The organism is Dermatobacter hominis, from assembly GCF_020715685.1.
GTDB classification, from domain to species: Bacteria; Actinomycetota; Acidimicrobiia; order Acidimicrobiales; family Microtrichaceae; genus Dermatobacter; species Dermatobacter hominis.
Map to the genome: position 1 here is coordinate 3,471,897 of NZ_CP085840.1, position 19,889 is coordinate 3,491,785.

A 19,889-nucleotide genomic window follows, 5' to 3' on the forward strand; every position below is an offset into this window, starting at 1 on the left:
GCACCGCGTCCGGTGCGTGCGACACACCTCGGGTCGGTCCTTTCGCAGGCGGGTGCGCGCGGGGGAGAATCGAGGCTCGCCGCCCTGAGAGTCCGGGGCTCGACCCACGAGGTGCCCAGATGCCGGAACTGCAGCCGAACCAGTTCGTCGACCGGGCGACCGCCGAGCTCGAGCGGCTGGTGTCCGAGGCCCGCGACGGCGCCCGCAGCGCCGAGGACCTCGTGGCCGGATCGATCGAGAACCTGCAACAGCTCGTCGAGGACCTGGTGTCCTGGGTGACCGAGCAGATCGATGACGTGCGCACGCAGGCCGACGAGCAGCGCAGCCGGTTCGAGTCGCAGGTGAGCGATCTGCTCGGGACGGTCACCAAGCCCGCCAAGCGCGCCGCGGGTCAGGGCCGCAAGGCGGCGGGGCAGGGCCGCAAGGCGGCGAGTCGCGCCGCGGACCGCGCCGGCGATGCTGCCAACCGGGCGGCGTCGACCGCCTCGGGTGCGGCGGCCAGCGCGGCCTCGACGGCGAGGGATGCGGCGAGCTCGGCGGTCGACGTGGCGTCGTCCGCCGTCGGCGCGGTGCGCGAGGCATCACCGCTGCCGACGGGTCGCACCTCCACGGCGAGGACGGCACCCGCCACCCCGCAGGCCCCGACGCCGTCGACGGGCGGCTCGCCCGCCTCCCCGAAGAAGGCGGCGGCGAAGCAGCCCGCCAAGAAGCGGGCGACGAAGAAGGCCGCGGCCAAGAAGGCGCCGGCGAAGAAGGCGCCGGCCAAGAAGCGGGCAGCGAAGAAGGCGTCGGCCACGAAGCGCGCCACCAAGAAGGCGCCGGCCAAGAAGCGCGCCACCAAGAAGGCGTCGCCCCGGACCTCCTCGTCCTCCGGGTCGTAGACCGGCGTCCGCCGGGACGGCGGCGTCGCACGCCGTTCTCAACCGGCTCTCACCCTCCTCTCACCCTTCCCCTCCACCCTCTGGGGCATGGATGAAGCGGGTCGGAAGGCCGCACGGCGACGGGCGATCATCTCGTTCGTCGCCGCCGGCGTGCTGGTGGTCGTGAGCATCGTGGGGCTGATCGCGGTCGATCGTCGCCACCACCGGTGGGACCGGCCAGGTCTCGAGCGCATCGAGGAGCGCCTCGACGACGGGGCCCGGCGGTTCCCCGGCGCCCCGGGCCGCCAGGACGGCGATGACGACGGTCCTCGGGGTGGCGACCGCGAGTCCCGGCCGGCCGTGCCCGACAAACCGGGACGCGGGCCCCGCCAGCAGGACGGCGGCGCGCAGTCCCGACCCGACGGGTCGGACCGCGGCGGCTCGGACGGCGGCGACTCGACGTCGAGCACGACGACGTCCACGAGCACGACGACCACGGCGCCCGGCGCCGGCGGGATCTGAGGAGGAGCGATGTTCGCACCAGGCGTGTTCATCTTCGGCGTGTTGATCCCTCTCGCGGTGGTGGCGTTGATCGCCTACGGCGTGTGGGAGCTGGCCCGGTCCCGGCAGGAGCCCGCGGTGGTCGGCGGCGTGGCGAGCGGCCCGGTCGCCTCGGCCAGCGCTCGGACGATCCTCGACGAGCGCTTCGCCCGCGGCGAGGTCGACGCGGACGAGTACGTGCGGCGCCGGGCGCTGCTCGACGGCACCGTGCCCTCGCCGCCGGTCGACGGCACCCTCTCGACGCCGCCCGCCGGAGCGACGGTCGTCGACGCGACCGAGACCGGTCCGATCGAGGCGCCCGCCGCCCCGGTCGCGACCGCCGCTCCGATCGCGCCGGGCGAGGCGCCGACGGCCGAGGTGCGCGCCGGCGACGTGCCGTCCGACGAGGTGCCGCCGCGGGCCGACCCGGCCTGACCGGCCTGGCCTGACCGGCGGCGCCGGCCGTGCCGGCTTCACCCGACGCCCAGCGGTCGATCCCCGAGTTCGCCGTGGACCGTCGGCGTGGTCCCATCGGGTCCGGCGGTAGGTTGCGGGCATGGCTGACCTCGGCGAGCCCCCGGACTGGCTCCGTCGCTCGCTCGGCATCGAGCCCGAGCAGCGGACCGTCCAGGTCGACGGCTGCGAGATCAACCTGCTGGTGTGGGGCGAACCCGGCAAGCCGGGGATCGTGTTGGTCCACGGCGGCGCCGCGCACGCCCGGTGGTGGTCGCCGATCGCGCCGCTGATCGGCGACTACCGCGTCGTCGCCCTCGACCTGTCGGGTCACGGCGACAGCGGGCGCCGACCCGAGTACGAGGTCGGCTCGTGGGCGAACGAGGTGCTGGCCGCGGGGGAGTCGGTCGAGGCCGACGGGCCGCCGGTGGTGGTCGGCCACTCGATGGGCGGGTTCGTGGCCGTGGCGACCGCCGTCGCCGGCGGGGACCGCGTCGCCGGGACGATCGTGCTCGACTCACCGATGGTCGAGGACGACCCCGAGGTCGAGGCCGCCCGGATCGGCGCCGCCTTCGGCGTCCCCAAGCGGTACCCGTCGATGGACGTGGCGATCAGCCGGTTCCGCACCGTCCCTGCCCAGGACCACTACGACCCGTTCATCCTCGACTACGTGTCGCGACACTCGCTCCGCCAGGTGGGCGACGAGTGGGAGTGGAAGTTCGACCCGATGCTCTTCAAGGCGATCAGTCGCAACGCCGCGGCGGAGCAGCTGCCGAAGATCGGGACCCGGGTCGCACTGCTGCGGTCCGAGTTCGGACTGGTCACGCCCGAGATCGGCCAGATCATCTACGACAACCTCGGACGGGTCGCACCCGTCGTCGAGCTGCCGCTCTCCGGGCACCACATGATGCTGGACCAGCCCCTGATCCTCCTGACCGCGCTGCGGGCGCTGCTCGCGGACTGGGAGCACTCCGTCCCGGTCCGGCGCTGAGCGAGCCGGACCGTGGTCGAGCCGTCGCCGACACCCGACCCCGTGCAGGAGCGGGAGTTCGCGGTCGAGTCCGTGCTCACCCTGTTCCGAGCGGGCGAGCGGGACCTCCTCCGACTTGCGTTGCACCCGTACCTGCACTGGACGACGCCGGAGGGCGGTACGATCCGGGGCCGGACGAAGGTGCTCGAGCTGCTCGACGGTCGGGCAGAGCTCGACGCGCCGGAGTCGGCCGAGCTGCGGGACGGCCAGGTCTACCGGTGGCGCGAGCTCCCTCAGGAAGGTTGACGGCCGGCGCGGATCCGACTGGCCGCGCTCCGATCCGCCGCACTATCGTGACCGGCACGCCGCGGGGTGGAGCAGTTCGGTAGCTCGTCGGGCTCATAACCCGAAGGTCGCAGGTTCAAATCCTGCCCCCGCCACCATCGAAAACCCTTGCAACGGCAGGCCTCCGGGCCTGCCGTTCGGGTTCAGGGGGTGTCGCGAGCGGCCGTTTTCTTCCATTTTTTCTTCCATTTGCGCCGAATCGTGTCGCGGGGCTTCCGGAGTTGCCACGATCTGATGGACACCTGATTCTGGGGAGGACCCCAGAGGAGGGAGGCCCGGAAGGGTCGTCCAGCGAAGTACCCGACCGAGTTCCGTCGGGAGGCCATCGAGCTCGTTCGTAGCTCGGGACGACCGGTTGCGGAGGTGGCCCGGTCGCTCGATATCGCCGAGGGCACCTTGTGGAACTGGGTGAAGGCCGACCGCGAGGCCTGCGAACGCCACGCCGACCCGGACGCGCTGAGCGAGTCCGAACGCGAGGAGCTGAAGCGTCTCCGCAAGGAGAACGCCCAGCAGCGCCTGGACATGGAGATCCTGCGGAAGGCCGCAGCGTTTTTCGCCAGGGAGACGAACCGGTGACCGGCTTCCGGTTCGTCGACGAGCACCAAGCCGAGTACCGCATCTCTGATCTGTGCCGTGTCGCCGGGGTGGCCCGGTCGGGCTTCTACGCCTGGTCGACCCGCGAGCCGTCACCTCGAGCGGTCGCGAACGCCGAGCTGCTCACCGAGATCCGCGCGATCCACACGACGTCTCGCGGAACCTACGGGGCGCCACGCGTGTGCGGGCAACTGCGCCGCAACGGCATCCACGTGTCGCGACATCGTGTCGCTCGGCTCATGGCAGCCAACGGCCTCGTCGGCGTGCATGGTCGACGCCGCTGGCGGCGCGGCACCCACCCCGAGACGGTCACCTCGCAGGACCTGCTGCAACGCGACTTCACCGCCCCCGCCTCCGATCTGCGCTGGGTCGCCGACATCAGCGAGTTCCGCTGCTGCGACGGCAAGCTCTACCTCGCCGGCATCTTGGACCTCCACGACAAGACCGTCGTCGGCTGGTCGATGAGCGAACGCCAGACCACCGACCTCGTCGTCGCCGCACTCGTCATGGCCCTCGGCCGACGTGAACCCTCCGACGAGCTGCTGCACCACGCCGATCACGGATGCCAATACACCTCGGTCGAGTTCACCAACCGCCTCGCGGACTGGGGCCTTCGAGCGAGCCACGGATCCGTCGGCGACTGCTTCGACAACGCCGCGATGGAATCGTTCTGGGCGACACTCAAGCGGGAGATCCGCCACCTCCACGGCGCATGGGAAGAGCTCACCCGATCCCAGCTGCGCACGATCCTCTTCGACTACATCGAGGTCTTCTACAACCGCTCACGCCACCAGCAGCGCCTCGGAGACCGCACCCCCGCCGAGACCTACGCTGCGACCCGAGCAGCCTGATCTGTCACAACCACGTGTCCACGAGATCGTGGCAACTCCACCACGACCCGTCTTGTGGTGAGCCGTTGAACCTTGATCGCGGACTGTTGCCCGGTTATGTTCCGCCTGGCTGTTGCCGGGGAGGGCAGGGAGCATGGGGTTTCGCGTAGCTGCGACCGACGGTACGTACGCGTTCGTCGGAGGACCGCGAGGGCTAAGGCGGCTCGCTCAAGGATTCCGGCGGTTTGGATGGCTCGGGGTTGCGCTACTGATCGCCGCCGCTGGCTCGTTGCTCGGACCAGAGGCGCTTTCAAGTGCGGATCCATCGCAGCCCGTCACGGTGGCCCGTCTGGTTTCGTGGGATGACCGCGGTTACGTGTCCCCTGACGGGGATGGCTACGACGACGCTGTGTCGTCTTCGTACTGTCTCTCTGAGGCTGCGAACGTCACTATTCGGGTCGTTCCTGCTGGTGGCGGGTCCGCTGTTCGGACCCTGACGACGTCGTCGCCACGTCCCGCGACGCCGTCGTTCGACCCCTGCTACTCGGGTTCACAGTGGCAGTGGACGTGGGACGGCAGGGGTGCAGACGGGACTGCGGTTGCTGATGGCCGGTACCGGGTCGAGGTGACGGCGGTTGACGCGCAGGGCGACAGCGGGTCCGCTGGCTTCCTGGTCGAGGTCGACCGGGGAGCGGTCGGGACCGTCGAGTCTCCCCAGGCCACATCGACGCTGTCGGGAACGGTGGAAGTTAGGTTTGCGCCCGGGTCTGGCAGGACGGTGACCGGTGTGTGGGTCAACGTCGTGGGTTCTCTTGCCGCAGCGGGTGATGGCAAGTGGCGATCGAACTGGGACACCACGACGAGCCTCGATGGGCCGGCGACCCTCGAGACTTACGTCTCCTTCCTGGACTCGTTCGGAGCAGGTCGAACGCGTCGAGTTTCTGTTCCCGTCGGGATCGACAACGCGTCGGTGCGGCCGGTCGTGGTGTCGCCGTGGGGGTGGACCAACCGGGGTTTCTCGCCTGACGGGGATGGGTCCGAGGACACGATCGCAGGGTCCTACTGCCTGTCCGAGCCGGCGAACGTCACCGTGTCAGTCGTCCCGGACGGTGGCGGAGCGCCAGTGCGCACCATCGAGTCCGATGTCTCGAAGCCGGGTGCCGGTTGCTCATGGTGGTCCGTGCCCACCTGGTCCTGGGACGGCCTGACCGACTCCGGGACGGTCGCCGACGATGGCCGGTATCGGGTGGTCCTCTCGGCTATTGACGCTCAAGGGCAAAGCGGGTCCAGCGAGTTCCTGACCGAGGTCGACACAGCCCCGGTCGGGATCCTCGAGACGCCCGTGGCTGGTGCGACTGTGTCGGGGTCCGTCGAGATCGTCTTCAATCCGTCTCCGGGCCGCGACGTCCAGTCAGTCTCTGCTCCGGCGGTCATGACCGAGGGCGCAGACGGGAAGTGGCGCGGCAGCTGGGATGCGTCGGCATCGCTCGACGGGGCGGTGGAGCTCGGCGTCACCGTGAACTACCCGGACAGCTTCGGCCAGTGGCGCTCCAAGTCGTACCGGGTGCCGGTCACGGTGGACAACGCAGCGACGCAACCCGTCGCCGTCACCAAGTACGGGTGGTCAGACCGGGGCTTCTCGCCGAACGGTGACGGGTACGACGAAAACATATCCGCCTCCTACTGTCTGTCGGAGTCGGCGGACGTCACGGTCACCGTGGTCCCCGACCAAGGCGGGTCACCGGTCCGGACCATCGAGTCGGACATCGCTCGCTTCGGTTCACCGTCGTGTTACTGGTGGAACAACCAGAGCTGGTACTGGGATGGCCTGACCGACTCAGGCGCGACCGCCCCGTCCGGCCGATACCGAATCGTCGTGTCGGCCAAGGACGCTCAGGGGGAAGTCGGGGAGGCGGAGTTCCGCACCGAAGCCCGTAGCACGCCGGTCGGTTCCATCGAGGCACCCGCGAGCGGGGAAACCCTGGCCGGAACGGTGCCGATCCGCTTCCGGCCTGCGGCCGACGTGAACCTGGTGTCGGTCACCCTGCCCTCGGGTACGCCAGCGAGTGTCCAGCCGGACGGCACCTGGGCTGGAAACTGGGACACCACGGGCACCGCCGACGGCCCCGCCTCGGCCGAGGTCTACGTGACCTACCGCGACTCGTTCGGCCAGGACCGGCCCGCCCGAGCGGGCCAGCCGGTCACCATCGACAACGCCTCCGTGAACCCGGTCGCTATCTCTCAGTACGGGTGGACCAACCGCGGGTTCACCCCTGACGACGACGGCTACGACGAAGCCATCGCCGGGTCGTACTGCCTGTCCGAGCCCGCAAGCGTGACGGTGTCGGTCATCCCCGACGGGGGAGGTACGGCGATTCGGACGATCGAGACCGACGTGGCCCGCACCGGTGGACCCTCCTGCTACTGGTGGTCCAGCCAGCAATGGGGCTGGGACGGCAAGACAAACCTTGGAACGATTGCCCCGGAGGGCCGCTATCGGGTCCGCGTGTCCGCCTTGGACGCTCAAGGTGATGTCGGCCAGACAGAGTTCTCCACAGAGGTGATCACCTCGCCCATGGGCACGATCGAGGCGCCAACCAGTGGGGCGAACGTCTCGGGGATCGTCGAGCTTCGGTTCCGATCGGCGACGGGCCGTACCGTCACCGCCGCGTCCGGGCCGTCCGGGGTGCTTTCCGGCCCCGGCCCGGACGCAATCTGGGCCGGCGACTGGGATACCACCGCGACAGCGGACGGCCCGACGTCGGTCGACGTGTACGTCACCGGAGTCGACTCCTTCGGGCAGAGCCTCACGGCAAGAGTCGGAACACCGGTGACCATCGATAACGCGACCGGTCGACCGGTCGAGGTGACCAAGTACGGCTGGAACAACCGAGGCTTCACCCCGGACGGAGACGAGTACGACCCATCCATCTCGGGCTCCTACTGCCTCTCGGAACCGGCAAACGTAACGGTTTCCGTCACCCCCGAAGCCGGAGGATCAGCCGTCCGGACAATCGAGTCCGACGTTTCCCGGCCGGGCGGTCCGGGCTGCTTCTGGTGGAATCACCAGCAGTGGTCCTGGGATGGCCTGACCGACGCAGGAACCGTCGCTACTGACGGTCGCTATCGCGTCGTGGTCTCAGCGACAGATGCACAGAACGACGGTAGCGAGGCGGTCTTCCTCACCGAGGTCCACACCGCACCCGTCGGGGCCATCGAGTCCCCGACCAGCGGCGCGACCGTCGCGGGACTCGCTCGTCTCGCCTTCCGCCCTTCCGCGAACGAGCAGGTCGAGCAGGTCGACTTCTGCTTCACCTCGGGACAATGTGCGACCGGGTTCAACTCCGGTTCCGACGGCGTGTGGCGAACCTCGATCCTCACGGGCCTTGTGCCGCCCGGCCCCAACGTCGTCTCGTCCCAGGTCCTCACCAGGGACAGCTTCGGCACCTCTATCTGGCGTCGCGTCTTCCCATCCGTCGACGTCGTCGTCGACAACACTGCGATCCCGCTCGACCTCACCGTCACACCCGGCTCTGGCGTTGCGCCGCTCGACACCACCCTGACGTTCACGACCTCTGACCCCGGAGGCCAGGAGCTCTCGTACGTCGTGAACTGGGGCGACGGCAGCCCGACGCTGAGCGGTTCCGTGGCGAACCCGTATCCGACGGTCTCGCTCGCACACACCTACAACACGCCGGGCCAGTACCAGCCCCGGGTCACCGTCACCAACGGAGCCGGAGGATCGGCGCAGCGCTCGGCCGTGGTCGTCGCCCAGACCACCCCGAACACCGCACCCCGCGTGACGTTCGCGGCCGCCCCGGGCGCGGGCTCCGCCCCGTTGCCCGTCACGTTCTCCGCAACGGCGAACGATCCAGACGGTGATGCGCTGACCTACACCGTCGACTTCGGCGACGGCACCCAACCCGAGGCCGGAACCGGCGTGCCGCCAACCACCGTCACCCACACGTACGCCGGCGCAGGCACCTACAACGCGCGCCTCTCCGTCAGCGACGGAACCGCGACCACCGTCAAGGTCGCAAAGGTCACCGTCGGTCTCGCCGAGCCCCTCTCTGCCCGAGCTGGTGACGACCGTGCTGTCCTCGCCGGCGACCAGGTCACATTCGATGGTGGCGATTCCCGGCCGTCGGTCGGCATCACCTCCTACGAGTGGGACTTCGGTGACGGAACAACGGCGACAGAGGCCCGGACCACCCACGCGTACGCACAACCCGGCACCTATACCGCCCGCCTCACCGTTCGCTCCGGGAACCAGAGCGCCACCGACACCACGGTGGTGACCGTCACCAACCCGCCACCGGAACCCGGCCTCCGGGTGAACATCACCACCGGCGGCAACCCACTGGCCGGGGCCGAGGCCATCGTCATCCGGCCCGACGGAACCCGTCTGACCGCCGTGTCCGGCACCGACGGTCGGGCCGTACTCCAGGGCCTGAACGATGGACCGGTGACCGTCTACGTCTGGGGCGACGGCTACCAGCCAAGAGCGGTACAGGCCACGATTCAGGGCGGATCAGGGTCAGTTGACGTGAGCCTTGCATCAGGTGAGGTCGGCGCCGCCACGCTCGAGTCCCGTCGGCTCACGCTCGAAGAGATCATCGAGAAGGGTATCGACGTCGCCGATCCCGAGAACCAGAACGTCTACGAGGCCACCATCAACCTGTTCTTCGTTCCGATCGACGAAGAGCAGCCGATCCAAGAGCAGGTGCGTGTATTCGTTACGCCCGAAGGCGTTTCGTGCGCGTCTGACTGTGGCGGTGGTGGTGGCGGCGGCTGGGGCGTTGGCGGCGGGTTCCCCGTGTTTACGAGTGGTGGATACAGGTTCAGCCCGTCAGTCCAGTACGTGGAGGGCCAGCCGGTCATCCAGTGGCTCGTGATTCCCGTGAAGGCCAGCTGGCTCAAGGAGTTCTTCGACGTCAAGCTCGTCGTCCAGAACTTCACCGGCGCCTTCGCTTTCACGGAAGGAACAGCACAACTCAATCTCCCGTCAGGGCTCAGCCTTGCGCCCACTGCCGAACCTCAGAGCCTTCAGGTCGACGTGGCCGACATTGCAGCGAACAGCTCCAAGGACGTGATCTGGACGGTGCGAGGGGACGTCGAAGGCGAGTACGACCTGTCGGCGTCATACAGCGGCATCGTGGACCCGATTGGTAAGCCGGTCTTCCTCCAGGCGCTCACCCCGACGCCTCTGAAGGTGTGGGGCGGATCAGCGGTGAAGATGATCGTCGAGGTCGACGACAAGATCCACCGGTGGGGTCCTTACGAGATCTGGGTCACGCTCGAGAACGTCTCCGACATCGACATCTACAACGCGGAGGTCGAACTCAAGGACAGGCCACCGGATGCCCCCGAGTGGCAGGCCGAGTACCTCATCGACCCATTGGCGGACCTGACGAGCTTTACGCCGAAGCTGCCTGCACACGGGCGGTTCACCGCCAAGTACACAGTCTTCGCCGGCGTCGGCAACGACGAGGTGCAGAACCTCAAACTCGTTCTCTCACAGAGCTTCATCCAAAGAACCGGCGGCAACGTCAACATCCAGACCGAACTCCGGGAGAAGACCTCCGAGGTCTACCAGGCCTTCGACAACCTGAACGTCGAGGTCGATGCCGGCGAGGGCCGTGGCGACGACCGCGCCGTCCTCAGCTGGGTCGGCCCTGCAGCACCCGACGGGCTGACCGTGTCCGGGTACCAGGTCCTCGCAGGCGATCTCCGTAGCCGGGCCGGCAACTGGCGCCTCATTGGGGAGGTCTCCGAGGACGGCGATGGACAGAACGAGTTCTCGGTCCCGTCGACCGACCGCTCACTCGGCCGGTACTTCATCGTGCGCACGGTGTTCAGCGACGGATCCCAACGGGTGTTCCACAACCTGGCCACGGGCCCGGCCCGGTACCTCTCGCTCGGCGACTCCTACTCGTCGGGCGAGGGCCTGCCGGCCTTCGATGTCGGAACCGCTTCGGACGTCACGCCGGTGCCGGACAATCTCAAGGAGCAGTACCCGTACGACAACAAGTGTCACCGGTCGAACGGTTCCTATGGCCGACTGATCTCCAGGGACGATGACCTGCCGGTACTCATGGAACCGGCCGAGTTCCACGCGTGTTCAGGTGCGGTCACCCGGGACTTCGAGACACCGAACCCCGACAACGAAGGCGAAGCCGCCCAGCTCGACCACGTCAACGAGTTCACCGATGTCGTCACCCTCTCTGTTGGTGGCAATGACGCCGGGTTCGGCGACGTGGCCCTCATGTGCCTTGCTGTCGACTGCGGTCTGACTCTGGGGCCGGCCGAGGTGATCGGCTCGAACGCCTGGCTGAGTCGGGCTGATGACATGTGGACCGCTGGATCGTTCCTGAGCACGCGTATCAAGGCCGTCGTCGACGCGTTCGGTACATGCGCAGCCGCCCAGACGCCGCCGACTGCATTTGCCTGCACGTACAAGACCCAGAAGGCCATCAAGGGTCTCGAGGAGCTGACCCAGTTCCCCGATGCCATGCAACGCACTGCCAAACCGTCCTTCGCATTCCGACAGGGGGCGCTCCGCGGTCGGCTCGAGCGCATCTACACCCAGATCGCCGATCGTGCCCCGAACTCCCGCGTCTTCGTGCAGCTGTACCCCTATCCCGTCGACGCGGTGTCCGACGGAACGATCTGCAACATCGCCCCGGTCGACGGTTTCGGGCTCTCTGATACTGAACGGCGTGCGGTGAGGAAGTTCGTCGACGAGATCAACGCCCGGATCCGTGAGGCGGCGAACGCAGCCAACTCCTACGCCGGCCGCCAGCAGTTCCGGGTCGTCGACCCGAACCCGGCCTTCGCTGGAAAGGAACTCTGCAACGGTGGGTCATTGAACCCGCAGACCGGATTAAACGCGATCGTCAACCCGTACTTCAGCCAGCCGGGGAACTATGGCCCGGTGGCCTACTCGCTGCACCCGAATGCGGTCGGCCAGCAGGCCTACTACCAGGCGCTCAAGTCGGAGATCGACGACACGTTCAACACCAAGGTCGTGACCACGCCGGAGAGCACCACCCAGGCCGGCACGGTCAACGTCGCCGCCGGCCAGCGATACCTCAACGTGTCGACCTACTGGCGCGGCAGCACCGTCACGACCACCGCCGTCGGTCCTTCCGGACAGCGCGTCACGGCTACAACCGATGGGGTCCGGTCCGATGTGACGCCGACCAGCGAGTGGCTGGACATCCCCAACCCCGAGCCCGGCATCTGGACGATTGAGGTTTACGGAACGGACGTGCCGTCGGATGGGGAGGACACGATCGTCCGAGCCTGGACGACCCCGATTGAGATCGTTGGTCCCACCGCGTCGGGAACGGCCGCGGTGCTCGACGAGGTCACCGGGGTGGTGGCCTTCGACGCCTCCGCTTCCGAGGCCGGCGACAACACGATCCAGGCGTACCGCTGGATCCTGCCGGACGGCAACGAGGTCGAAGGAGCCATGGCGATGGCCACGCTCGGGCTCGGCCCCGCACGAACGGCTCTCCTGGAGGTGACCGACGCCTCGGGCCGTGTCGGGTACGCGGACATCGCCATCCCGCGCTTCGGACCGGAGAACTTCCCGCCGACTGCGAGCGATCTGTCGACCGCGACCACTGTGGACACGCCAACACAGATCATCCTGGCCGGCAGCGATCCCGAGGCCAGCGCCCTGACCTACGAGATCGTCTCCCAGCCGGGCCAGGGAACCCTCTTGGGGACCGCGCCGGCGCTCACCTACATGCCGGCCGGCGGGTTCACGGGGACCGACACCTTCACCTTCAGGGTCTTCGACGGGGAACTCTGGTCCGAACCTGCAACGGTAACGATCTCCGTCACCCCCACCACTGCGACCGTCGCGGGGCGGGCCCTGGTGGGTGGTACCGCAGTGCGCGGCGCCCAGATCCGGCTGTACCTACCCGGCTCCAAGACTCCGGTCCGCTACGCGGTCAGCAACGCCTCCGGGAACTGGACGGTCTCGGGTCTCCAGCCCGGCACGTACCAGATCCAGGTGGTGCCCCCGAGCAGACGATGGCAGCGGACCTGGGTCGGACCATCGGGCGATCGCACTACTGCGACCAGCTACACCCTGACTGCCGGTCAGGAGCGAACAGGGGTCGACGTGGTCCTGAAGGTGCGGGGGTGACGGGCATGGACACGAAGCGAACGAGCATTCTGACGGCGCTCGCCGCGATCACCTTCCTGATCGCGGCCTGCGTGCCCAACGAACCCACACCTAGCACCGTCCCCTCGACGACCACCCCGACCACGCTCCCGGCGGGTGTCACCGTCTCCTCGTTGTCGGCGGGGTCGGCCCGTACCTGCGCGGTGTTGAGTGACGGCACCGTTCGATGCTGGGGCGATGGTGCCCAAGGAGCACTTGGCACCGGAAGCGGGACGGACAGCGCCTATGCGGTCAAGGTCACCGGCTTGACCGGCGCCACCGGCGTGGCGGTCGGAGGCAGCCACTCGTGCGCCATCGTCGCCGGGGGAGTGGTGCGGTGCTGGGGTGACAACTCCTCCGGACAGCTCGGTGACGGCAGCACCACGGACCGACTGAACCCGGTCGAGGTCACCGGGCTGAGCAGCGTGGATGCGATCACGGCCGGCGACGACTTCACCTGCGCTGTCGCCGACGGCACCGTCAGCTGCTGGGGAGCCAATGCCGCCGGCCAAGTCGGTGACGGCACCACGACCAGCCGAAATGTTCCCACGCTTGTGGTCGGTGTGACCGGAGCGACGGCCATCGCCGCCGGGCTCGAACACGCCTGCGCCGCCCTCGCCGACGGCACCGTCAGCTGCTGGGGGGCCGGGGGGGCAGGCCAGCTAGGCGACGGCTCCGGAGCGAGCCGGCCAACGCCGGCACCCGTCCCCGGCCTCGGTGGCGCGACCGGGATCGCGGCCGGCGAGTTCACCACCTGTGCGGTCACCGCCACGGGCGTCTGGTGCTGGGGCGGCAACACCGACGGTCAGCTCGCCAACGGCTCGACCGCCAATGCTCTGACCCCGGTCCAGTTGCCGGCCACCGATGATGCGTCGGGGGTCTCGATCGGCGCATTCACCGTCTGCGTCACCGCCGCAGGCACCATCCGCTGCGCCGGAGGCAACCAGCAGGGAGAGCTCGGCGTGAGCGCCGTCGTCTCCTCGGGGCTCAATGACCTGGGTCTCGTAGATGCCGCTGCTACACCGGTGTCTGGCCAATCGCACACCTGCGTCCTCCGAGCCGGTAGCCACCCGTGGTGCTGGGGAGCGAACGGCGTAGGCCAGGTCGGTGACGGAACGACCACCGACAGGTTCCTACCGACCGCAACCTTCGGTCTGTGAGCAGCGTCAGATGACGCCTTTTGACGTTGAGGTCAGGAAGCGGCGGAGCTCTTCGGCGGTCCAGCACGGCACTCGGACCGGGGGCTACCAGCCTGTCAACATCGAGTTCTCACCGATCGTCACGCTGAGTGACGACTCTGCAGTCCACGACGCATCTCGGGATGCCGCCGGGTGTCTGCCACATCTTCTGCCAGATTCGTCCGGAACGGGAGGTACTGGCCGGGACGAGCCGGCACAGCCGAATGCCGAGAACCCTGCAGCTACAAGGGGGAGCGGCACCTGGCGGCATAGGCCGTAACGAGGGTCGTCGAACTCATAACCCGAAGGTCGCAGGTTCAAATCCTGCCCCCGCCACCATCGAGAACCCTTGAAACGGCAGGCCTCCGGCCTGCCGTTCAGGTTTTCGAGGCCCCCGAAACCGGAGTTGCCTCCAGATCCGCGAAATCGTGTCGCCGACGGCCTGCCAGAAAAGCGGAAGAACTCCGACCTCGCGACCACTGTCAGCGGTCGACTGGCTCTCCCGGTAACGGATGACTGAGGTCGGTGGAGGTCGCATCGGCTGAGCTGAACCGGTTCCCGCTAGACAGGATCCGCTGCCACGCCGTTCAACCAGGTCTCGGTCATCGCCACACTCGTTACGCCGACGCTCCTGAGCGCATCGACGATGTCTCGGCCACTGATGAGCGCAACAGGGTGTTGGTCGGCCCGGATCTCCTCGTAAGCCTGCTGCCCGAAGTACGAGGTTGTGACGAAGACTCCGAACTGGCGGTGTCGAAGACGGCTGACGAGTCGCGAGGTCTCGCGGACACCCACTCCGTTCGTCAGCGCGTAGCACTTTGCCTCGAGGGCGAATTCGACGGGGACCGGGTCAGAGCTCGGACCGATCAGGTAGTGGCCAACAGCATCACGCCCGCCGTCGCGCCATCGTCTCGTGAGGTCAGCCTGACCCGTCGCAGGCGCCAGCATCCGCCACACATGGAGAGCACACGCCTCGAACCCCCACGGATCCTCTGAGTATCGAGAGGTGATGGCCCCGAGCATCGCTCGATCAGCATCGGTGGACGGAAGCTGCTCAGCCTTCGAGCGGTAGGTGACCGCGGGCTCCGAGATGAGGGGCCTGGGCTGCCCCGTACTGATCCAGTCTCGCCAAGCCTCTGGAGCATGCGCGCCAAGTGGCTCACCGTCGAGCAGCTCGTCCAGCCACACCCTGGGAACGGTGGCAACGTCCAGGATGGTGAATGTCGCTCGGTAGTTCTGGAAGCGTTGGTCCTCTCGACTGCGCCACACAGCCACCAGGCTCTCGGTCAACGGTGTGGTCGCCGAGCCGGGGACAGCGATCCCTCGGAATCGCACGTCTCGTCCAGCTTCGGCCTTCTCGAAGACCAAGAACGGAGGGACTGCCGCTCGGCTCCCCGCCGACGCAGCCGCTGAGGCGAACGAGTCTCGAAGCAGCGAGTTGCCACCTTTGGGCGTGTCGTGGAGTTCGCGGCCTGGAGTCCGGTTGTCGCCGAAGTAGGTGTACTCGCCGAGCTGGAAGTCCAAATGGTCAGGCCAGTCCGTGGACGCACCACTGGTGTAGAGCACAGCGACGACGGTGTGGCCCGATCGGGTCTTTCGGCGGAAGCCGCCTTGGTTTCCGACGGGCACGATCCGCGCGATTGGGTCGTCAGAGGCATTCCCGTTCGTGCCGCCCCGGTAGACGGCGTCGATCAAAAGGTCGCACCCAAAGAGCTCGTCGAATTCGATCACCGTCGATGCGGCCACGGAACCTCCCCGTCTCGACCTCGCGGTTGGGACAGCGTAACGACGACTAGTTCAGGAGACCGCCTGGCAGGCCAAGCGGCGGCCTCTGAGTCCACAGGCTGTCCCAGCCGATCGGTAGCCTGCTCGTCGTGTCTCCGACCCGGAGTTGCCACGATCTCGTGGACACGTGGTTGTGACAGACCAGGCTGCTCGGGTCGCAGCGTGGGGGTCTCGGCGGGCGTGCGGTCTCCGAGGCGCTGCTCGTGGCGTGAGCGGTTGTAGAAGACCTCGATGTGGAGCTCGCAGACCGGCTCGGAACGAAGCACCGTCCCGGTGGCAAGGCAGTCAGCGATTCCACCAAGAATGCTTCGATGAGGCGACAATTGGGCCAACTGGTCCAGCCCAACGTCGAGTTGACGTAGGCGGCAACGGCAGGCCCTCGGGCCTGCCGTTGTGGTTTTCGGTCATCCGGCGAGCGGGCGGAGCGATAACGGCGTTACAGACCGATGTAACGCTGTTATCATCCGGTCACGCGCTCGGTACTCGCACAGGGGGGCCGCATGGGGATCTACGAGCAGCAGATGAACGAGGCGCTGCGCCCGGTCGCACCGCCCCGGGTGATCGAGGGGCTCTACACGGAGGACCAGCACCGACGGCTGCTGGGCATCGTGCAGGACAAGGGGCCCTGGCCGACGCTGCAGTCGCACCACTTCACGACCGTCGACGAGCTGATCGCGACGGTGACCGGCGTCGTGCCCGAGGGCCACGGGCTGACGCTCGACGACATCGTCGGGCCGCTGTTCCGCGGGTTCTACGGCCAGGACTCGGTCTGCTACCACCCCGAGATCCACGACTGCTTCTACAACGAGCGGTTCCTCGACCTGGTCAAGGACTACTGGGGCGTCGAGTACGCGAAGCCCACGATGATGCTGTTCAACATCTGCGGGCCGAACCCCGAGCACGCCCCGCCGCCGCCGCACCTCGACGCGGTCACCTTCCGAGGGATCCGCTACGAGAACGCACCGGTGTGGCTGCAGAACGTCATGGGCAAGTCCGGCCTGTTCACCGACCACCTCGTCAAGATGGCCCAGGTCATCAACTGGTGGTACCTCGGCGAGAACGGCACCTTCACCTACTGGCCCGACGGCCCGCTCGGAGAGCCGAAGGTGCTCGACCATCCGCTCTGGAACAAGGGCATCGTCGTGCAGAACGAGCTGATGTTCCACCGGGGCGACCCCGTCGGCCCCTACGACGGTCCTGCGGTCTCGGGGCTCAAGAACCGTTCGATGATGGAGTTCGACCACAGCGGTCAGCGCTGGAACATCACGACCGACGGCGAGGTCGTGCACAGCTACGAGCCGGGCGAGATGCGCTTCCTCGTCCATTGGAACGCCGAGCTGTACGCCGACATGGACGAGCTCAAGACGTCGATGGACCACACCGACGACCTGACGATCGAGGAGGCCGTCGGCCGCCTCGTCTCCGACATGCGCAGCAAGGGCACGAAGATCGCCGAGCCGACCGATCCGCTCAACGACCACGACTTCATCAAGGCCCTCGTCGACACGTACACGATCGCTCCGGCGACCGAGTGGCTCGACCTGCCCGCCGCCTGACCGAGAGCCCGAGACGAGGGACGCCATGGACGAGACGACGTTCTCCCGCCTGTTCGACATGACCGATCGGGTCGTGATCGTGACCGGCGGGACTCGTGGCATCGGTCGGGCGCTGGCGGAGGGCTACGCCCTCGCCGGCGCCAAGGTCGTCGTCGCCAGCCGGAAGGCCGAGGCGTGCGACGAGACCGCTGAGCACCTCCGCAGCCTCGGTGCCGACGCCATCGGCGTCCCTGCGCACCTCGGCGAGCTCGGTGACCTCCAGGTGATCGTCGACCGCGCGGTGGATGCGTTCGGCGGGATCGACGTCGTCGTGAACAACGCGGCGACCGCGCTCGCGCAGCCGGTGGGGGAGTACACCCCCGAAGCCTTCGAGAAGTCACTCAACGTCAACCTCCGCGGGCCGGTGTTCCTGATCCAGGCCGCCCTCCCGCACCTGAAGGAGAGCCCGAACGCGGCGGTGCTCAACATCCTGTCGGGCGCCGCGTTCATGTTCTCCTCGTTCGTGTCCATGTACGGCATCGGCAAGGCCGGGCTCCTCTCCGCGACCCGGTCGGCCGCCGCAGAGCTCGCCCCGCACGGCATCCGCGTGAACGCGCTGTCGCCGGGGACGGTGGACACCGACATGGTCCGCGCCAACACGCCCGAGATGCAGGACGTGATGGCGGAGGTGATGCTCCTCAAGCGCATGGCGTCGCCGGACGAGATCGTCGGCCCCGCCCTCATGCTGACCTCCGACGCCGGCAGCTTCATCACCGGGCAGGTGCTGCTCGTCGACGGCGGGATGGTGCCCCACTGAGGCGCCGGTACGCTCGGCGGCCGTGACCGAGCCGCGCAGCAGTCGAGAGAAGCTCCTCGACCTCGCGTCGAGGGTCTTCGCCGAGGAGGGGTACGCCGCCGCGTCCGTGCGCGACATCGCGAGCCGGACCGACCTGACCAGCGGGGCGATCTACGGCAACTTCGGCAGCAAGGCCAACCTGCTCCTCGCCGCGATCGACGCACACATCGCCGAGGAGCTGGTGCAGGAACCGCCGGAGGGCATCAGCCGGATCGCCGACGTGCTCGCCGACCTGTACGGGCGCTACCCGGAGCGGCGTCAGCTCCGCGCGCTGCTCGTCGAGGGTGCGACCGCGGGCCGGTCGGATCCCGAGGTGCGAGATCGGCTCGCCGCCGACCAGTCCCAGCGCATCGCCCTGTGGGTCGACATCTACCGCACGTGGCAGGAGCGCGGGGAGATCGCCGCCGACGTCGACCTGAACGCCGCGCTCACCCTGCTGTGGGCGACCGAGCTCGGCCTCGGCGTGCTCGAGGCCATGGGCGTCCCCCTGCCCGACGGCGAGCAGCTCGGCGACGTCGTCAGGCGGCAGGTCGAGGGCCTGGCCCCGGACTGAGGGCGCTCGTCGCGGGTCCGGGGTTCCTCGTCAGGCGGCGAGGCGGCGGCCGATGCGCTGCAGCTGGCGCGTCGCCCCGCCGAGGAAGAGCTCGAGCTGCTTGGCGAGCAGGAAGTAGCGGTGCAGCGGGTAGTCGCGGTCGACGCCCATGCCGCCGTGCAGGTGCTGCGCAGCGTGCACGACTCGCTGGCCGCCGGCTGCCGCCCAGTACTTGGCGATCGCGACCTCCCGAGATGCGGGCACGCCGGCTGCGATGCGCCATGCCGCCTGCAGCATGGTGAGGTCCACGGCCTGCGCATCGACATAGGCGTCACCGGCTCGCTGCGTGACGGCCTGGAACGACGCGATCGGGCGGCCGAACTGCTCGCGCTCGGTCGTGTACCGGCCGGTGATCGCCACGGCCTCCGCGCACAGCCCGGCCATCTCGGCACAGGCAGCCACGTTGGCCACGTCGAGCATCCAGGCCAGCACCTCGGCGCCGTCGGGGCGACCGTCGGACCCGGGTGCCCCGCCGAGCACCGCATCCTCGTCGAGCACCACCCGGTCGAGGGTGATCAGCGCTTCCGGTATCCCCGACGTCGTGTCCTGGCGCCGGACCTCCACTCCAGGAGCGTCCAGGGGAACAACGACGACGACGGTCGTGTCCCGGTCCGTCGCCGGCACGAGCACCACCTCGGCGACCGTGCCGGCCGGGACGTTGCTCCGCTGACCGGAGAGCTCCCAGCGGTCGCCCTCCCGGAGTGCGCCCACCGACGGCTGCGACGGGTCGCCCGACTGCTCCGAGAGCGCGGCGGTGACGACCAGCGATCCGTCGCCGATTCCGGGCAGGAGCGCCGCGCGCTGGGCGGCGGTGCCCCATCGGGCGATCGGCAGGGCGCCCAGCGCCAGTACGGCGAGCGCAGGGACCGCTGCGGTGCGCCGTCCGACCTCTCGCAGCACGAGACACGCCTCGACCACACCCAGCCCGGCGCCGCCGAGGTCCTCCGGACCGAACAGCCCGAGCAGCCCGGTGTCGGCCATCTGCGCCCACAACGTCCGGTCGAAGCGATCGGCCCCTTCGGCGTCGCTGATGCCGTCGCTTCCGCGTTCGAGTGCGCGCAGCCGGTCGGGAGTCGACGTGTCGGCGAGGAGGGTTCGTGCGAGCTCCTCGACCGCCGACTGCTCCTCGGAGATGTCGAAGTCCATGTGGTGATCCTCTGTGCTCGGGTGCGGGG

The 19,889-nt window shown here is 68.5% G+C and carries 13 protein-coding genes, 1 tRNA gene and 1 pseudogene; 13 read left to right on the forward strand and 2 right to left on the reverse strand.

Annotated elements, in window-relative coordinates; all coding sequences use genetic code 11:
* Positions 1 to 119 precede the first annotated feature (119 nt).
* From LH044_RS16290 to LH044_RS16335, 10 genes and pseudogenes are all read left to right on the forward strand, one after another.
* A complete protein-coding gene (locus tag LH044_RS16290; RefSeq protein WP_227756643.1) occupies positions 120 to 881 on the forward strand; it encodes a hypothetical protein in 762 nt (253 codons plus the stop codon).
* Positions 882 to 968: 87 nt separating this feature from the next.
* Positions 969 to 1,382 carry a hypothetical protein gene (locus LH044_RS16295; protein WP_227756644.1) on the forward strand — a complete coding sequence of 138 codons (414 nt, stop codon included), beginning with the start codon at positions 969 to 971 and terminating at the stop codon, positions 1,380 to 1,382.
* Between the two features lie 9 nt (positions 1,383 to 1,391).
* Positions 1,392 to 1,835 carry an SHOCT domain-containing protein gene (locus LH044_RS16300; protein ID WP_227756645.1) on the forward strand — a complete coding sequence of 148 codons (444 nt, stop codon included), beginning with the start codon at positions 1,392 to 1,394 and terminating at the stop codon, positions 1,833 to 1,835.
* Between the two features lie 121 nt (positions 1,836 to 1,956).
* Entirely contained in the window at positions 1,957 to 2,844 is an 888-nt protein-coding gene (locus LH044_RS16305; protein WP_227756646.1) for an alpha/beta fold hydrolase, read from the forward strand.
* A 12-nt stretch (positions 2,845 to 2,856) separates the two neighbouring features.
* Positions 2,857 to 3,129: a hypothetical protein gene (locus tag LH044_RS16310; protein WP_227756647.1), complete on the forward strand. Its 273-nt coding sequence runs from the start codon at positions 2,857 to 2,859 to the stop codon at positions 3,127 to 3,129.
* Between the two features lie 60 nt (positions 3,130 to 3,189).
* Positions 3,190 to 3,266 (forward strand) — tRNA-Met (locus LH044_RS16315).
* A 196-nt stretch (positions 3,267 to 3,462) separates the two neighbouring features.
* Positions 3,463 to 3,744 (forward strand): annotated as a pseudogene (locus tag LH044_RS16320) (transposase); the annotation flags it as partial.
* Positions 3,741 to 4,613 carry an IS3 family transposase gene (locus LH044_RS16325; RefSeq protein ID WP_227756648.1) on the forward strand — a complete coding sequence of 291 codons (873 nt, stop codon included), beginning with the start codon at positions 3,741 to 3,743 and terminating at the stop codon, positions 4,611 to 4,613. The pseudogene LH044_RS16320 and the gene LH044_RS16325, both read left to right, overlap by 4 nt.
* 604 nt (positions 4,614 to 5,217) lie before the next feature.
* Positions 5,218 to 12,750, forward strand: a complete 7,533-nt coding sequence (locus LH044_RS16330; protein ID WP_227756649.1) for a PKD domain-containing protein — start codon at positions 5,218 to 5,220, stop codon at positions 12,748 to 12,750.
* 5 nt (positions 12,751 to 12,755) lie between these two features.
* Positions 12,756 to 13,928, forward strand: a complete 1,173-nt coding sequence (locus LH044_RS16335) for an RCC1 domain-containing protein (RefSeq protein ID WP_227760120.1) — start codon at positions 12,756 to 12,758, stop codon at positions 13,926 to 13,928.
* Between the two features lie 579 nt (positions 13,929 to 14,507).
* Here the strand turns inward: LH044_RS16335 and LH044_RS16340 are convergent.
* On the reverse strand, positions 14,508 to 15,692 hold the full coding sequence (locus LH044_RS16340; protein WP_227756650.1) for a restriction endonuclease: 1,185 nt from the start codon (positions 15,690 to 15,692) through the stop codon (positions 14,508 to 14,510).
* 539 nt (positions 15,693 to 16,231) lie between these two features.
* Here LH044_RS16340 and LH044_RS16345 point away from each other — a divergent pair.
* From LH044_RS16345 to LH044_RS16355, 3 genes are read left to right on the forward strand one after another with little or no spacing between them, the layout of a single operon-like run.
* Positions 16,232 to 17,287: a hypothetical protein gene (locus tag LH044_RS16345; RefSeq protein WP_227756651.1), complete on the forward strand. Its 1,056-nt coding sequence runs from the start codon at positions 16,232 to 16,234 to the stop codon at positions 17,285 to 17,287.
* Positions 17,288 to 17,312: 25 nt separating this feature from the next.
* A complete protein-coding gene (locus LH044_RS16350; RefSeq protein ID WP_227756652.1) occupies positions 17,313 to 18,083 on the forward strand; it encodes an SDR family NAD(P)-dependent oxidoreductase in 771 nt (256 codons plus the stop codon).
* A gap of 22 nt (positions 18,084 to 18,105) precedes the next feature.
* Positions 18,106 to 18,675 carry a TetR/AcrR family transcriptional regulator gene (locus LH044_RS16355; protein WP_227756653.1) on the forward strand — a complete coding sequence of 190 codons (570 nt, stop codon included), beginning with the start codon at positions 18,106 to 18,108 and terminating at the stop codon, positions 18,673 to 18,675.
* A 30-nt stretch (positions 18,676 to 18,705) separates the two neighbouring features.
* Here the strand turns inward: LH044_RS16355 and LH044_RS16360 are convergent, their stop codons facing one another.
* A complete protein-coding gene (locus LH044_RS16360) occupies positions 18,706 to 19,860 on the reverse strand; it encodes an acyl-CoA dehydrogenase family protein (RefSeq protein WP_227756654.1) in 1,155 nt (384 codons plus the stop codon).
* Positions 19,861 to 19,889: the final 29 nt, after the last annotated feature.

Coding starts and splice junctions, on each gene's coding strand:
- LH044_RS16290 (WP_227756643.1), top strand. CDS start 120: ATGCCGGAACTGCAGCCGAACCAGTTCGTCGACCGGGCGACCGCCGAG.
- LH044_RS16295 (WP_227756644.1), top strand. CDS start 969: ATGGATGAAGCGGGTCGGAAGGCCGCACGGCGACGGGCGATCATCTCG.
- LH044_RS16300 (WP_227756645.1), top strand. CDS start 1,392: ATGTTCGCACCAGGCGTGTTCATCTTCGGCGTGTTGATCCCTCTCGCG.
- LH044_RS16305 (WP_227756646.1), top strand. CDS start 1,957: ATGGCTGACCTCGGCGAGCCCCCGGACTGGCTCCGTCGCTCGCTCGGC.
- LH044_RS16335 (WP_227760120.1), top strand. CDS start 12,756: ATGGACACGAAGCGAACGAGCATTCTGACGGCGCTCGCCGCGATCACC.
- LH044_RS16345 (WP_227756651.1), top strand. CDS start 16,232: ATGGGGATCTACGAGCAGCAGATGAACGAGGCGCTGCGCCCGGTCGCA.
- LH044_RS16350 (WP_227756652.1), top strand. CDS start 17,313: ATGGACGAGACGACGTTCTCCCGCCTGTTCGACATGACCGATCGGGTC.
- LH044_RS16360 (WP_227756654.1), bottom strand. CDS start 19,860: ATGGACTTCGACATCTCCGAGGAGCAGTCGGCGGTCGAGGAGCTCGCA.